The following is a 14,695-nucleotide window of genomic DNA, read 5'->3' on the forward strand; positions in this document are numbered from 1 at the left end:
GCTAGTTCAGCCCGGCTCTGCCGCAACCGCTCGATAGCCCACGGGCGTGCCCGGACGTTGTGCCTCGAGCATCTCGTCGCGGTAGCGCCGTTCGCGCGCCCGGACCCGCGCCAACCGTGCGGCGGTGATCGGCCCATTCACGAAGAACTTGATCGCGTTCCACAGGCACACCAGCACGAGCAAGTTGATCCATCCCGGCGCGCCGCCGGCAACCCACTGCGCGAGTGCGGCGGCGATCACCATGTAGACGACGGCGACGAGCATCGCGGGTACGCCCCACTTGAGCCCCCGGCGGATGTGTGTGGCGCGGATCAGGATGTTCGTCGGCATGCTCCGCTGGAAGAACGCGTAGATGCGACTCACGAATGCGATGAGCAGTTGAAACATCGTCCAGGCCTCTCCTATGGGCGTGGGTTTCGGTACTGCTTTCAGGGTACGCCCGCTTCTCGCTGCGCGGATAGAACCCTCGTCTACAGGCTGTGCACAGGCCGCGAGCCGCCTGGCGTCGGCTGAGGCTGTGTAGGAGCGGCACCACGCGCTAGCCAGATCGCGCGATCCCGCGCCATGCCTGCGGCCGCAGCATCCATCCGTTGGTTCGCCGAGGTAGCACGAGCCTCGAGCGCATCATCCTCGAAAACGCCGTACCGGTCACGATAGGCCGCAACGATACGCGCCTGGCGACGCCATGCTTCCGCCCGCGCTGTGTCGACCGGGACGCGTCCGAGCGACGCAATCCAGTTCGCTCGCGACGTAAGTGCGGCCTCGACCAGCACCGAAGCGCGCTCCTCGATGAGATGTGCGCGTTCGTCGAGGGCACGCCGCGTGTCGGCATCCATCTCCCCCACCGCCGCAGGGATAAGACCCGCGATCAGCCGACGCCCACTCCCCCGCGAGCTACCGCTCGACGGCTGAGCGAGTACTCGCTCAAGACGTTCGTGGAGCACGGCCGCGGCATCCTGAGCATCCCCGAATCCGCGCGCAGAAGCGATTCGTGGGAGCAACGCGTCGACGCTGTGCCCGAGCGCTTCTGCGCGTCGAAGGCCCGCAGTCAGTGCACCGAACGCGTCCGAGGCGATCGCGGCCTCGGCCAATGCGGCTGGAAGTCCACATGCGTGGATGAGATTCGCCCACCGTGGCCGCTGCGCAGACGAAGCGACTGTCTCGTACTCGGCAGCGAGTTGCGCGATCGACCCCCAACTCTCCTGCTCGTCGACGAGTGTCTCGTGCGCCGACAGTTCGGCTCCCACATGGCCAAGCACGCCGACGAGGACGTCGCGGGCGGTCGCATCCGGACGACTACCGGGATGACGCGCGGAGTGATTGCCGTCGGGACGAGATGTGACCACGTAGGAAGTGTTCGATGCTCTCCCCCGCGTCATCGCGACGTACAGGTTCTCGCGGGTCGTTCCAGGCTCAATGACTGCGTGCGCGGTGTCGGTCGTGATCCCCTGCGCTCGGTAGGCGGTCACCGCGTAACCAAGATCGACGTTCTTGGCCGCGTAATCGGCAGGCAGCCAGAGCGGTCGAGCCCCGATGCGGTCAAGGTTTCGCACGCGCAACGAGCCATCGCGTCGAACCGATACGACTCTCCACCGTGACCCGTTGCGCACCCAGTTGCCTCCCGATCGCAGACGACGGTCGTTCTTCCGGGTGATGACGACATCGCCGACGGATGCCGCCACGTCATCGCGCAGCGGCGCTTCGGCGCTGGCATCCACGACGCCGGAAAGGATCAGCTCGGCGCGGGCACGTCGGTTGAGTGCACCGACCGCTTCCCCCGTGTCGGCGACGAGCACCGACGACACGCCCGAGGCCATGTCTCGTTGCCACGCACTGTAGGCCGCGTCGGACATTGCATCCGCATCGCCGCCAACGATCCTGTCGTGCGCGCCGTATGCATCCAGGGCCTGCAGTCGTCCGTTGCGTAGGTCGAGGGATGCGTCCTTCTCCCAGGCGTGTTGGAAGCGATGGACGTCTCCGAGCTCGGGAGCATCGGGGCGTTCTTGGACCAGCATCCGGAACGCGCCGCCTGCATCGACCGACTGCAACTGCGCCCAGTCCCCCACCAGGAGAACCTTCGCGCCCGCGTGCATGGCGACAGCGCAGATGCGATTAAGCGTCAGCGTGCCGGCGAGGGATGCTTCGTCGATGATGAGGAGCTGGCCGGCTCGCAACGACGCGTGCCCGTGGCCATTGTCGTGCAACCACTTGGACGTATTCTCGGTGGAGATGCCGAGGTCATCGGCAAGTTCGCGCGCGGCGGCAGCGGAAGGCGCGAGCCCGATGACCGAGCCGCGCCCGTGCTCGTGCTCCCACGCGAGTCGCAGTGCATGCATCGCCGTCGTCTTGCCGGCACCGGCCGGGCCGATCAAGACATCGAGCTTGCGCGACGAGGTTGCGATCGAATGGAGGGCGTTGCGCTGATCCTCGCCGAGGACGATCCCGTGATTGCGGCGCGCTCGCTCAGCGTGCTCGAGAGTTGCAGCGCCGACGACTGGTCCGGCGGTTGATCGCGACGCGGCGAGCAGTCGCTCCTCCGCATCCAGGAGGGTGATCGACGAGTAGCGCTCGGAGTTCCTTGGTCGGAAGACGCTCGTGCCATCCGCACGTCGGAACTCGGCGGGCGAGAGTGCAAGTACGGGCGGGGTGAGCCGCACGGAGCGTTGCTCCGCAGCATCCGTGATCATGCCGACGATCGCCTCTCGATCCTCGGCTGAAGTGAACCGCCAGCCCATCGTCTGCCGCGCAGCTTCGGCGAACAGGTTCCAGTGGCTCCAGGTCGAACGGCGCTCGCTTGCCGCCTCGACCACGCCCGCCGCGAGTTGATCCAGGATTCCGGGCGACACGTCTTCCGCGCGCAACGGCGTCGGGGCATCCGCATCTCGAATCACGTCTCGAGCCCATGCCGTCGCGTCGAGTCCGAGCAGTCGACTGGCGCGGATGCGCCACTCGTGCGTGAGATCCACGAGCGACCGGAGTTGCTTGTCAGGGCGGGTTGCCAGCGTCGCCCGCTGGCGTAGCCGGATGACCGTGACCTTCGACGGTTCGCGGCCGTGCGTGACAATGTACTCGTCGATAAGCCGGTCCTTCTCAATGTCGATGTGACGCGAGCGAGACGAGAACTTGGCAACCAGCTCTTGAGGGACGGCGGAGATCGCCCAGACGGGGTTGCGATCGGCTTCGCGCTCGCGCCGCTCCCACCCGATTCCGAGCGCACGCGTCAGGTGGTCGGCGAACACGGCGTTGTGCAACTCGGAGAGTGCCACGGTCGCCGCATGCAGCGGTCGTCCGTCGAGCGAGCGCCACTTGCCGTCGAACACCGTGCGCACCTTGTTGCTCACCACGACGTGCGTGTGCAACTGCGGATCGCCCGCGCGCGAGTCGAAGTGGTCGAAGGTCGCGGCGATCAACCCCGTGACTTCGACCTGAGCAACCGCACCGTCCCTCCCCGCCTCACCGGCGCGCGTCGCGGCGAGCTCGCGCTCCATGAAGGCGAGCACTTCGTGGATCGCCCTGTGATGAGCGTCCGAGATCTTCTCCTGAGTATCCGCGTCGGCGATCGCCCACAGGACGGATGCGGACTTCGGCAGTGAGAAGGTGAAGTCGTAGCCGGCCACGGCGCGGCGGCGGGTCTGCCGCGAGGTTGTCGACCCGGGCGAGGTCACGCCATCCGGCCCGGATTCGGAGGCCGCATACTCGGGATACGCCCGCCCGAGAGGCGCACCAGTTCCAGGGTCTCGCCCCATCCCCAGCAGCAGTTCGAGTTGGGCTTCCGAGACCCGCGATCCCGCATCGATCCGCCCGTCGGCAAGGGCCGGCAGTCCGCTCCCGAGCCACCGCCCAGGTGGTGTCCCCGCCTCTGCGTAGTAGCGGGTCAGCGGGGTGGAAAGCGGCCGTTCCCCATCGGCCGCGGCAACCGTGCGGAGGAGGTACTTGTAACCATCCCCGGCGCTCATCACCCGCATCGACACCGACACCGGCACCGCCTCTCCTCTGCCAGAGAGGTGCGCCGCCGTGCCCGCGTCAGCGCGCACGGCCCTCGATCTGCAAGACGTGTGGAAGTTTTGGTCTGGGGTGGCGTCTGCACCAGTCGTCGGTGCCGGGCCCGGTGAGGTCGGTGATGGATGGCGGCGGTGACGGCCGGCTCGCGAGGCGCGATCATCGATGCTGCACACGGCGGTGTCAATGGGCTCGGGCGACCCGAGACGGGGTCGCCCGACCCAAGGTATTGACACGGGGGCGTCGAGGCTTGATGGGGCCGGGATCAGGTTGTTGGGCTGAGGGCGATGACCAGGATTCCGAGGGTGAGCGCGACGCTTACTGGCGTTTGGACTGCTCGTTCTTGGCGTGATCGTGAGGCAACGTTGGCGATGATGCTGAAGGCGGAGTAGGCAAAGAGGATCCACGTGCCGATGATCACCGCGAGGGAGACTCCACCGGGGAGGACAACGGCTCTGCTGATTAGCAGTGCGGCGAACGCGGCGTAGAGCACGATTGCGAGCACTGCTGCGACTCGCATCCGCGGGGGCATGACGCGTTCCTTTCCGCCCCACGCGTAGTGGCCGATGGGAACCCCAGCGATCAGGAGTATCTGCATCACTAGGAGGCTCCCGAGGATGGTGAGGCTGACGATCAGGGCCACGTCGGAAATCATTTCGCTTCACTTCTCCCTGCTGATCTGGATGCCCGTTCGCGGCTGGTCGTCGGGTGAGTTTGGCGTCGTGCACTGCCGCCGAGGTGACGCAGTGACACCGCGCGTTCGTCGCCGCTCGAGGTGCCGGGCGCGGTGGGAGTCATTGCTCGGTTCCGATGATGAGAACCGCGCTACCTGTCTTGTGCCCGGTGTCGACGAGGCGGTGTGCTTCGGCCGCGCGCTCGATCGGATGTGTGGCGCCGATGACCGGAACGAATTCGCCTGATTCGGCGAGCTCGGCGATGAAGCTGAGGTTCTTGGCCAGCTCGGCGGGTTTGGCGAGACCGGTGAAGGTGATGGCGGCCTTCTTCGGTCCGATTCGACTCGTCCACAGCATCTGCAGCAGGATCGTCGGCGAGGGCACGGTGGTCAGGTAGATGCCGCCTCGCTTGAGTGCGCCTCGGCTTCGCGAGAACGAGCTTGTTGCGACCGTGTCGAAGACGACGTCGTACGCGTCGGTCTTTTCCGTGAAGTCCTCGGTCGTGTAGTCGATAACGGAATCCGCCCCCAACGTCCGCACGAGTTCAAGGTTCGTCGTGCTGCATACTGCAGTCACTGTGGCGCCGAAGTGTTTCGCCAGCTGGATCGCCGCGGTTCCCACGGCACCGGATGCACCGTTGATGAGGATGGACTGGCCAGCGTGGAGGCATGCGGTGTCGCGAAGGAATGGCAACGCCGTGACTGCTCCGTCGAACACGGCGACCGCTTCGGCGTCGCTCAGGTGGGCGGGCGTCAGAACGATCGCTGCGTCGGCGGCTACGACGATGTATTCGGCGAAGGCACCGAAGTTCGTGGCGGAGGTTCCTGAGACGCGATCCCCGACTCGGAAGCGGGTCACCTCACTTCCGACCTCCTCGACAACGCCGGAGAAGTTGGTGCCGAGAATGGGCCACTTGGGGCGTGTGAGGCCGAAGTACAGCCGGGTCGCGAGACGCTTGCCGACGCGGGCGGCGCAGATCGCGGCGGTGACCACCGAGGCGTGCTTTCGGATCAGCAGCTCACCTGCTTGGGGCGCGGGTTTGACCACGTCTTCGACCGCGACGACGTCGGGCCCGCCATAGTGGCGGGACACGAGGGCGCGCATGGTGCCGTCGCGTCGGACGGTGGGGGCGGTGAGCGCGGGATTGGTCATTGGTCTGCCTCGTGTCATCCGTTGTTCAGTTGGCGGGGAGGCGGCGGCCGGCGATGAGCAGCCAGAAGATGATCGCGACTTCGCCTACGAACATGAACGTCGCGAAGATGGCGTTGAAGTCGGGGATAAAGATCATGCCGATGGCATCTGCCAGGTATCCGACGCCGGCGATCGCGAGCAGGATGCCGAAGATCTTCGGGACAAAACCCGACCGGAAGGCCAGATAGCCGACGAGCAGTAGAGAGATGGCGAACAGGCCCAGGCTGATCACCCAGATGGGGTTGAACGACTCGAGCACGGGCAGTGCGGCCTCGGGATCGCCGAGCAGCGAGAACCCGATCACCAGCTGGCTGGTGGCAATCACCAACAGCACTGCGTACACGGTCCTTGCCCAGGCGGCTGCTGCCGAGATCCGGCGGCTCACCGGCCGGAACAGTGTGTACAGCGCTCCGGCCACGACGACATCGAGGATGGCCACGACGAAAAAGCTGATGACACCCGCCCAGAGCAAGAGCGGCGCGCCGGAGATGTCGTGGGCAGTCTGCACCGCGTCACCCGGAGTGATCAGGGGCACGAATGCGCCGAAGTTGCCGAAGCCGCCCAACACTGCCATCACCGCGAGCGAGATTCCAGCGACGATCGCCGCAGTGCGCGGTGACCAAGTTTTGAAATTGAACGGGCGTTGCGACACCGCGGGCTGAGCCGAGTCGAGCGTTGTGCGAGTCATCGTATTTCCTTACTTTGTAAGTTTATGATGTAAGCACAGTATGCCTACGTGGTAAGGTTGTCAATGGCACGGATGAACGGAGACATCATGGCGAGGGCCTCGAGCAAGACCGGTGTGGCGCCACGCCGCCGCTTAAACCGCGACCAGGTGCTGAGCACGGCCATCGCGCTTGCCGACGCCGCCGGCATCGAGATGCTCACGATGCGCAGGCTCGGCGAAGAACTCGGGGTAGAAGCGATGTCGCTGTACACGCACGTCGCCAACAAGGAAGACCTCCTCAACGCCATGGTCGACGCCGTGTTCAACGAGATCGAACTGCCCTCACACCGTGACGACTGGAAGACCGCGATGCGGAAGCGATCGGTGTCCTTCCGCGCCGCCCTCTCCCGCCACCCCTGGGCCACGAGCTTGAAGGACTCCGGCACCAACCCGGGGCCCGCCACCCTGCGGCATCACGACCGGGTGATCGGCACGCTCCGGAACGCCGGATTCTCCATCGCCATGGCAGCCCACGCGTTCTCGGCACTGGACAGCTACATCTACGGCTTCGCCATGCAAGAAAAGAGCCTGCCGTTCCACACCGAAGAAGAGACGGCTGCGATGGCGCACATCATGCTCGCCCAGCTGCCCGCCAGCGAATACCCCTACCTCGCCGAGCTGACGGCGGACCACGTGCTGCAACCGGGCTACTCGTATGGCGATGAATTCCCGCTCGGCCTCGATCTCATCCTCGACGGACTCGAAGGGTGGCTCGGACGACACCCTGTCGGATCCACAGCCTGATCGCGCCGCCCGAGCCCGACTCCGCCGACGATCGCGAGGCTCCCATCGCAGCCAGCGCTCGATGTTGGCGGGGACCGCACGGTGCCGGATCGGTTAATGATCCGCGGGGTTATGCCGCGGCTGCGGAGGGGCGCCGTAGTTGACCAGAGCGCTAGCGCCGGAGCCGAAGATGACGTGTTCGGTCGCTCTCATCGCCGCGCCGAAAGGCTCGGCTTCGAGGTCTTTGCGACCGGCTGCGGGAGCAGCACCTGCAGCATGAGGCCAGCGAGCAGGGTGTAGACCAACGCGCCACTGGCCCCGAAGACGATGATCTGCTCCTCTACTTTGATGCCGGCCAGGGTGGTGACCGTCCATCCCAGCGGCCACAGCGCGGCGGTGGCCGGTAGCCAGAGCCAACGGAACCGGGTGGTCGCAGGCAGCGCGAAGGTCTGGGCCAGGCCGACGATCACGCCGGTGATCAGTCCGGCGAGGGCGAGCGAGCCCAACGATGTCTGGTAGCCGACGGCGAGTGTGCCGGCGGTGAGCCCGACGCTGGTTCCGATCGTGCTGGCGGTCATCCAGCGCAGCAGCGGGAGGCGTCGCCGGGAGACCAGTGCTTGGACCGCTCCGACGATCAAACCCACGACTGCTCCGCCCACCAGGGCGGAGACGAGATTATCGACCCGACCGACGATCGCCGTGCCGAGGAAACCGGCGATCGGGATTGCCAGGAAGCTCAGCATCCATATCAGGAGGTTGCGGAGGAACGGAGCGCGGGTGACGGTGTTGGTCCGTGGGATGGTCTTCAGGGCGGCGGGTGTCGTAGGCATCTTTTGGTGCTCCAAACGGTTAGTGTACTGTGTACGTGATCCATAACGTACGCCGTAAACGAACTGTGAGTCAAGCGATGTCAGAAAACACACCTTCCAGCCAGGACCGGCCGCGCCGGGTGCGCAGCTCCGTCACCTCCGATGAGATCCTGCTGGCGGCGGAGCACGTCGTCCGTGACGGGTTCGACGCGCTGACCATGCGCGCGGTTGCGACGCAGATGGGGGCATCGCCGATGGCGCTGTACCGGTACTTCGCGACGAAGGACGAGCTCATCGACGCGATGCTGGATCGCGTGCTGGGTCGGATCGGCCGCGCGCCGGCGACGGATGACTGGCTGGCGGACTTGACCGCGTTCGCCGCGGCTCATCGTGCGGTGCTCTCCGATCACCCCTGGGCGATCGTCCCGCTGTTCACGCACTCCAACCCCGGCATCAACGCGACCGTCATCGGTGAGACCGCTCTGGAGATCCTGGCGCGTGGGGGTATCAGCGGCGCCGACGCGGTGGCCACCTTCTGCGGCATCCTCGCCCTCAACTACGGCTGGTTCGCCTTCAGTACCGCCCGAGACGCGACCAGGACGTCCGTGGATCCGGAGGCTGTACTGGCCGCCTCCCTGTCAATGCTGCCCGCCGACCGATTCCCGCTAACTCTCTCCGTCGCGGACGAGCTCAGCAACTATGGAAGCGACGGGCACTACAGGTTCGCCCTCGGCCAGCTGATCGCAGGCGTGGGCGTGACCGCCCCGAAGTAGCGGATCGAGGAGCCCACGGTTTTAGAACTCCCCTCCGCCACGGCGACCCGCTCCTTGTGGCCGGAGTACCGTGCCACCGTTCGGTCATCCTCTTGCATTTGTGTACGTTGTACGTTACAAATAGCGTACAACGTACATGAAAGAGAGCCGGAACCGATGAATCCCTCGACCGACACCACCTCGACCGTGATCGCCGGCATCCTGCTGATCGCGGTGCCGATCGCCTTCAACGCCGCCTTCGCCGCGCTGGCGGCGAAGTTCGATTACCCGGACATTCTGCGCAAGCCCACCGCGGAGGTGCTGGCGAAATTCAGTGCCGGCGGTTCGGCCCTGGTGCTGCTCTGGTGGGGATTCGCGATGACGGCGGCGCTACTGACGCCGCTCGCGATTCTGGTCTCCGACTCCCTGCAGGGCGCAGCACCGGCGCTTCTGTTCGCCGCAGCCGCGGTCGGAGTGGTCGCCAGCGTGGTGCAGTTCCTCGGTCTGATCCGATGGCCGTTCCTGGTGCCCTACCTGGCACGTGAGTCCGCGAAGCCCGACACCACCCCGGCGCGTCGAGAAGCGATCGACATCGTCTTCCAGTCCTTCAACCGCTACCTCGGCGTGGCGGTGGGTGAGCACCTGGGTTTCCTGTTCACCGGGACCTGGACGGCGCTGGTCGGTGTCGCCATCCTGCAGAGTTCCAACGTGAACGGGTGGGTCGGCGTCGCCGGGATCATCATCGGCATCGCCCTCGCGCTCTGTTCCCTCGAGTTCGTCGGCCCCTTCGAGATCAAAGGATGGAAGCCCGCCGCCGTAGCCACCCCATTCGTCTACATCGTCTGGTCACTCTGGCTCGTTGTCACCGGCGTCGCGCTGCTGATGTGACCCGGGCGATCGTACTTTGGCTTCATCAGCGTGGGGTCGTGAGGTCTTGGGCGCCGAGTGGGTTCTTGGTCGGACGCGTGGTCGAGGCTACGGGTTGACGTGCGCCGTCACGAAGTCGGTGATGATGCGCGCCATAGCGGGCGATTGCGTCCAGTGAAGGTAGTGGGCGCCGTCGAGTACCTCGAGCTGGTGTGTCGTGACGCCCTCGAGTTCGGCCTCGTGGTTCGGCAGCCACTCAGGCATGGTGTCGACGCTTTCGGTGGCGAGCATCTCCAGCACCGGCAGGTCCGCGGCGAACGGCAAGGCGGCGGCCTTTGTCGAGTTGGCGCCGATCTGGCTCCACTCATCCGAGATAGAGGGGTTGCCGTAGTTCCAGTTCGTCATCGCGGCTGTAAGGCGACGTTCCTCAGCCGTATACGCGGTTCCCGGAGGCTGAATGAGGTCGGGGGCGATCGTGCTGACCACGCGGACCAGGCCGAGTGCGGCGACTACAGAGTCGGTGACCGACGGGGTGCCGACCTCGAGTGAGGAGGTCGTGGCTGCCATGGGGTCGATGCCGATGACTGCGGAGACCTCGTCAGGGTATGTGTTGGCGTAGTACCGGGCGTAGAGCCCGCCGACAGAATGCCCGACCAGGATGACGGGCTCCTCGATGTGCAGTTTGGCCAGTACTTCGTGCAACTCGGAGGTGATGTTCTCGATCGTGCGATTGGGGACGTCCACGTCGCTGTACCCGTATCCGAAGCCTTCGACGACGATCACGTCGAAGGCCTCGAGTTCGCGGATGAGCGGCGCGAAGTCGACCGCAGGAGCGGGGGTACCGTACCCGCTCAGCAGCACCATGGTCGGGCCGGATCCGCCGTTGCGGGAGACGTTGATGTCCCCCGCGCTGAGCGTGACTGTCTCGCCGTACGGTGTGAGCTCGGCTTTCTCGGCTGCGGTCGCGGCGACGTTCGCGATGGTCGATAGGAGGGTCAGGGTCACAACGACCCCCAGGCCGATTCCGGCTGCTTGCCCGATGCGCCGCCACCGGCGCCGGCGGGGTGCGGCGGTCGCAGCCGTGGCGGGGGTGTCGATGGGGGTGGCGGTGGTGGTCATGATGTGCTCTTTCCCGTTGGTGTGATGGATGGGATAGCCCAGGCTGGAGTCGTGTTTGTGGGTTGACTTCACCGTAGGTTTCGCTCGCCGACCCACCTAGGACAGGTCGTTGACGATCTCGGCCACGACGAAGCCGATCGGCGACGAGGGTGGTCGTCCGATTCCGCTCGCCGCGGTCGACAACGTCCCTTCGCACCCACCCTCTATCTGACCTGGCGCACCGCACGTGGCCGGGCGGCGGCTATCCCTAGGCAGTGCCGAAGTGGTGACGGTGCTCGCCCGGGGTGGTGTTCAGTCGTCTTCTGAATGTCCGGTTCATCGTTTCCGGGACACCGAATCCGCAATCTGCGGCGATCTGTTCCATCGACTTGGACGTGGTCTCCAGGAGCCGGCAGGCGGACTCCATCCGTACCGCTTCGACGTGCTCCGCCGGCGTGATGCCTACCTCGGCTTTGAATACTCGGCTGAACTGGCGGTCGGACAGATGGGCGTGCATCGCGAGCGCCGGGATCGATAGGTCCGCGGTCAGATGGTCGGTGAGCCAGGTGAGCACGTCACGAACCGGCTCATGGTCGCTGGATTGGGCGGCGAGCACCGCCGAAAATTGCGCCTGCCCACCGGATCGCCGGAGGTAGACGACCAGTTGGCGCGCGACCTCCCCGGCCGCTCGCGGGCCGTGGTCATCAGCGACCAGGGCGAGCGCGAGGTCGATCCCGGCCGTGACACCAGCCGAGGTCCAGACGTTCTCGTCGTGGACGTAGATGGCGTCGGGTTCGACGGTCACGAGCGGATAATCGCCCGCAAGCAGCGCGCAGTCAGCCCAGTGCGTTGTCGCGCGCCTGCCGTCCAGCAGCCCGGCAGCGGCGAGGAGGAACGCTCCGGAGCACACCGAGGTCACCCTGCGGGAGTCGGCGGCGAGCCGGGCTATGTGGTGCACGAGGTGTTCGTCTTCGCTGGCCTCGTGGATGTCGCGGCCCCCAGCGACCACGAGGGTGTCGATCGGGCCGACCACATCGGCAATAGCGGTGGTGAGAAACTCCATGCCACTGGTGGAGAGCACTGCGCCACCCTGGGCGCTGACGAGCTGTGTGCGGTAGGGCGGGATCGGGAGAAATCGAGACGCGGTGGAGAAGACCTCCATCGGGCCGCTGACATCGAGGATCTGGCCGGACGGGAAGGCGACGATCACGATGTGTGGCTCGGTCACCATGCTCCCTCAGTAGGGCTGCTGGGGCGCGGGTGGCCGAGATCGTCAACGACGTGTCCTAGGGGGTGCGGAAGTCGAACCCTACCGTGAGGATAACCCCTCCAGAGAGACGAGACCTCATGCCCACCAAGATTTCCGCAGCCGCACGGCTCCTGGCGGTGGTCGCTCTCGGCGCACTGTCGACGCTTGCTCTCGCCGGCTTCGTGCGGTTCGACGCTCAATCAGACGGGCGCCCTGAGCTTGCCGCGTTGTCTGATCGGCTCGATCGGAACGAACCGCTGATCATGGCTGCCTTGAACGTGCCCGGAGCGGCGGTTGCGGTTGTCCGCGACGGAGAGACCGTTTGGTCCACCGGCTACGGGCTCGCCTCGGTGCGAGAGGGGACGGAAGTGAACGCCGACACCGTCTTCCAGGTGGGCTCCATCTCCAAGACCCTCACGGCGTGGGGTGTGATGCACCTGGTCGAGACCGGGCAGGTCTCACTGGATGCCCCGATCGAGTCGTATCTCACGAAGTGGGCATTCCCGCCCTCTGCATACGGCTCGAGCGGCGCGACGGTCTCCCGGGTGCTCAGCCACACCGCTGGACTCAATCGGGTCGACGGATATCCCCTGCCCGGTGACCAGCCGCTGCCCTCTCTCGAGGACCATCTCGATGGCAACAACGGCGGAGGGCAGAGCCTTCGAATCGAATCGGAGCCCGGCCGGCAGTTCAACTACTCCAACGCCGGATACACCCTCCTTCAACTGATGATCGAAGAGGTGACGGGGCAGCGGTTCTCCGACTACATGCAGGAGGTCATCCTCGACCCACTCGGAATGACGAACAGCACCTTCGACCCTGACCGGGTGCCCGCCCAGGCAACGGGGTACTACCCAGACGGTGTAGCTCTGCCGCACTACCGATTGACGGAGCAGGCAGCGGGGGGTCTCTACTCGACAGCCAACGATCTCGCCCGTCTCCTTGCCGCCAGCATGTCCAGCTCCGATGGTGGGGTCGCCGGACGGGGGGTGCTGACCAGCGAATCGGTGCAGACCATGATGGCCGGCCGAGACATGCCCGACGGGAGCGTCGTCAGCTTCGGCCACCTGCATGACCACCTCGACGGCGGGCTCAGCGCGACGGGGAACAACGGTCACACCGAGGGCTGGATCGCGAACATGGTCATGATTCCCGAACTCGGAGAAGGCATTGTGATCCTCACCAACAGCGACACGGAAAGCACCGGCCTGACGCTCCGAGCCTGGACGCAGTGGCTGGGCGTCTCCGAAACCTCCACCACGCAGATCGCCGTCGGTGACCTCGACGAGCCCCGCACAATCCTGCTCGGTGGCGCGGCCGTCGTCTTCATCGGCGTCCTGGCCGTCATCATCGTCACCGCCGTCCAGGCGCGCCGCGGCAATCGCCGCTGGCTCTGGCAGACAGGACCGACCACCTCGCGGCTATACGCTGTCCGGGGCACAATCACTGCCCTCGCCATCGGCGGTCTGATCGCATTCGTCGTCTGGCCGGAACGACAGGTGTACGTCGCGGTCCTGCCCGCAGAAGCAGCCACCGTCCTCGTGGCAGTCGTCCTCGCCGTTGCGGCCGTCGTCCTGCGTGCGAGCACCAGACGGGCAAGCAAATGAACCGGCTGATCGTGATCCCGGCCCTCGCCGCGATGCTCGCACTCTCCGGATGCGCAACCGGCAACACCTACGCGATCATGGGAGGCCAGGCACACCTGGACTGCCAGGGCGACGGGAGCACCACGGTCATCCTCATGGCAGGCATGGGCGACGACTCCACCGTGTGGAATCCGTTCAGAAAAACCCTCGGACCCGACGTCAGAACCTGCGCCTGGGACTACCCCGGCATTGGCGAATCAACCGGCGCCGCCCCGATGACAGCGGGCGTAGCCGCAGCATCCCTCAACGCCACCCTCGCCGCCGCCGGAATCGACGAGCCGGTCGTCCTCGTCGGACACAGCATCGCCGGCCTCACCGTCCGACTCTTCGTCGGCCGGCACCCCGACGACGTCGCAGGAGTGGTCCTGTTCGATCCGACCGTCTCATCCTTCTCCTGGCGATACCACTTCAGCCAGTTCTACCCCAACTGGGATGGAGCGGTCAGCGCACGCGAGGTCGACCGGATCACCGCCTGGCCCGACATTCCCTTCGAAATCCTCCGGCACGACTCCGACGTCTACCGCGACCAGCAGATGTGGGACGCCGAAGTCGAGGATGCCTGGATCGAGGGCCAAGCCGACTTCGCCCGACTGGCTCCCGCGGGAGTGGTGTCCGAAATACAGGATGCCGGCCACTACGTGCATCTCGATCAACCGCAGATCGCTGCGGACGCGGTGCTGCGCGTCCTCAGCGAAGTCGAGTAGGTGGCCCATGATCTCCCACCTGCTGGTTCCCGTGACGCTGATCGTGGGACTCACTGCATACGCCATCGTCGCCCGGCACCTCCGCCACAAAGAGGTCATCGCTCGAACCATCGCATACGGAGCAACACGACGCGCACTGGAGCAGAGCGCATTCGCTGCGCGGAGACCCGACCGCTCGCCCAGCCCTCACCCATGGGCACCATAGGCATTCCGTGCTCCCCCACATCGATCCGGGCCCCGCTCCGTCGCTTCCTCG

General features: G+C 65.9%; 13 protein-coding genes. 5 read left to right on the top strand and 8 right to left on the bottom strand.

Going from position 1 to position 14,695, the window contains the following annotated elements:
* Positions 1-6: 6 nt before the first annotated feature.
* The 5 genes from ACPW96_RS08180 to ACPW96_RS08200 all read right to left on the bottom strand — a co-directional run bounded on the left by ACPW96_RS08180 (position 7) and on the right by ACPW96_RS08200 (position 6,552).
* Complete coding sequence (locus ACPW96_RS08180; protein WP_425882661.1) at positions 7-387, bottom strand: hypothetical protein; 381 nt, start codon at positions 385-387, stop codon at positions 7-9.
* 83 nt (positions 388-470) lie between these two features.
* The gene (gene mobF, locus ACPW96_RS08185; protein ID WP_425882662.1) at positions 471-3,983 is read right to left on the bottom strand and encodes a MobF family relaxase; all 3,513 of its coding nucleotides are present in this window, start codon (positions 3,981-3,983) and stop codon (positions 471-473) included.
* A gap of 281 nt (positions 3,984-4,264) precedes the next feature.
* The gene (locus ACPW96_RS08190) at positions 4,265-4,642 is read right to left on the bottom strand and encodes a hypothetical protein (protein WP_425882663.1); all 378 of its coding nucleotides are present in this window, start codon (positions 4,640-4,642) and stop codon (positions 4,265-4,267) included.
* A gap of 151 nt (positions 4,643-4,793) precedes the next feature.
* Positions 4,794-5,825 (bottom strand): NAD(P)-dependent alcohol dehydrogenase, encoded by a 1,032-nt coding sequence (locus ACPW96_RS08195; protein WP_425882664.1) that lies wholly within the window; start codon positions 5,823-5,825, stop codon positions 4,794-4,796.
* A gap of 25 nt (positions 5,826-5,850) precedes the next feature.
* Complete coding sequence (locus tag ACPW96_RS08200; RefSeq protein WP_425882665.1) at positions 5,851-6,552, bottom strand: DUF4386 domain-containing protein; 702 nt, start codon at positions 6,550-6,552, stop codon at positions 5,851-5,853.
* A 63-nt stretch (positions 6,553-6,615) separates the two neighbouring features.
* On the opposite strand from ACPW96_RS08200, the gene ACPW96_RS08205 reads away from it, so the two are divergent.
* Positions 6,616-7,335, top strand: a complete 720-nt coding sequence (locus ACPW96_RS08205; protein WP_425882666.1) for a TetR/AcrR family transcriptional regulator C-terminal domain-containing protein — start codon at positions 6,616-6,618, stop codon at positions 7,333-7,335.
* A 188-nt stretch (positions 7,336-7,523) separates the two neighbouring features.
* Here the strand turns inward: ACPW96_RS08205 and ACPW96_RS08210 are convergent, their stop codons facing one another.
* The gene (locus ACPW96_RS08210; RefSeq protein ID WP_425882667.1) at positions 7,524-8,144 is read right to left on the bottom strand and encodes a hypothetical protein; all 621 of its coding nucleotides are present in this window, start codon (positions 8,142-8,144) and stop codon (positions 7,524-7,526) included.
* Between the two features lie 77 nt (positions 8,145-8,221).
* Between ACPW96_RS08210 and ACPW96_RS08215 the strand changes: the two genes are divergently transcribed.
* Both ACPW96_RS08215 and ACPW96_RS08220 read left to right on the top strand, forming a co-directional pair.
* On the top strand, positions 8,222-8,896 hold the full coding sequence (locus ACPW96_RS08215) for a TetR/AcrR family transcriptional regulator (protein ID WP_425882668.1): 675 nt from the start codon (positions 8,222-8,224) through the stop codon (positions 8,894-8,896).
* 156 nt (positions 8,897-9,052) lie between these two features.
* Positions 9,053-9,763: a DUF4386 domain-containing protein gene (locus ACPW96_RS08220; RefSeq protein ID WP_425882669.1), complete on the top strand. Its 711-nt coding sequence runs from the start codon at positions 9,053-9,055 to the stop codon at positions 9,761-9,763.
* A gap of 87 nt (positions 9,764-9,850) precedes the next feature.
* Here the strand turns inward: ACPW96_RS08220 and ACPW96_RS08225 are convergent, their stop codons facing one another.
* Together ACPW96_RS08225 and ACPW96_RS08230 are read right to left on the bottom strand one after the other, a co-directional pair.
* Positions 9,851-10,861: an alpha/beta fold hydrolase gene (locus ACPW96_RS08225; protein ID WP_425882670.1), complete on the bottom strand. Its 1,011-nt coding sequence runs from the start codon at positions 10,859-10,861 to the stop codon at positions 9,851-9,853.
* A 247-nt stretch (positions 10,862-11,108) separates the two neighbouring features.
* On the bottom strand, positions 11,109-12,068 hold the full coding sequence (locus tag ACPW96_RS08230) for a GlxA family transcriptional regulator (RefSeq protein ID WP_425882671.1): 960 nt from the start codon (positions 12,066-12,068) through the stop codon (positions 11,109-11,111).
* A gap of 119 nt (positions 12,069-12,187) precedes the next feature.
* On the opposite strand from ACPW96_RS08230, the gene ACPW96_RS08235 reads away from it, so the two are divergent.
* Together ACPW96_RS08235 and ACPW96_RS08240 are read left to right on the top strand one after the other, a co-directional pair.
* Complete coding sequence (locus ACPW96_RS08235) at positions 12,188-13,696, top strand: serine hydrolase domain-containing protein (protein ID WP_425882672.1); 1,509 nt, start codon at positions 12,188-12,190, stop codon at positions 13,694-13,696.
* Positions 13,693-14,439 carry an alpha/beta fold hydrolase gene (locus ACPW96_RS08240; protein ID WP_425882673.1) on the top strand — a complete coding sequence of 249 codons (747 nt, stop codon included), beginning with the start codon at positions 13,693-13,695 and terminating at the stop codon, positions 14,437-14,439. Before ACPW96_RS08235 ends, ACPW96_RS08240 begins: the two co-directional genes overlap by 4 nt.
* The last annotated feature ends 256 nt before the right edge of the window (positions 14,440-14,695 follow it).

The organism is Micromonospora sp. DT81.3 (assembly GCF_049847225.1).
Lineage (GTDB): Bacteria > Actinomycetota > Actinomycetes > Actinomycetales > Microbacteriaceae > Microbacterium.

Excerpts from the sequence above, each read along its gene's own strand:
- ACPW96_RS08200 (WP_425882665.1), bottom strand. The coding sequence starts at position 6,552 with ATGACTCGCACAACGCTCGACTCGGCTCAGCCCGCGGTGTCGCAACGC.
- ACPW96_RS08240 (WP_425882673.1), top strand. The coding sequence starts at position 13,693 with ATGAACCGGCTGATCGTGATCCCGGCCCTCGCCGCGATGCTCGCACTC.
- ACPW96_RS08205 (WP_425882666.1), top strand. The coding sequence starts at position 6,616 with ATGGCACGGATGAACGGAGACATCATGGCGAGGGCCTCGAGCAAGACC.
- ACPW96_RS08180 (WP_425882661.1), bottom strand. The coding sequence starts at position 387 with ATGTTTCAACTGCTCATCGCATTCGTGAGTCGCATCTACGCGTTCTTC.
- ACPW96_RS08235 (WP_425882672.1), top strand. The coding sequence starts at position 12,188 with ATGCCCACCAAGATTTCCGCAGCCGCACGGCTCCTGGCGGTGGTCGCT.
- ACPW96_RS08225 (WP_425882670.1), bottom strand. The coding sequence starts at position 10,861 with ATGACCACCACCGCCACCCCCATCGACACCCCCGCCACGGCTGCGACC.
- ACPW96_RS08220 (WP_425882669.1), top strand. The coding sequence starts at position 9,053 with ATGAATCCCTCGACCGACACCACCTCGACCGTGATCGCCGGCATCCTG.
- ACPW96_RS08215 (WP_425882668.1), top strand. The coding sequence starts at position 8,222 with ATGTCAGAAAACACACCTTCCAGCCAGGACCGGCCGCGCCGGGTGCGC.
- ACPW96_RS08195 (WP_425882664.1), bottom strand. The coding sequence starts at position 5,825 with ATGACCAATCCCGCGCTCACCGCCCCCACCGTCCGACGCGACGGCACC.
- ACPW96_RS08210 (WP_425882667.1), bottom strand. The coding sequence starts at position 8,144 with ATGCCTACGACACCCGCCGCCCTGAAGACCATCCCACGGACCAACACC.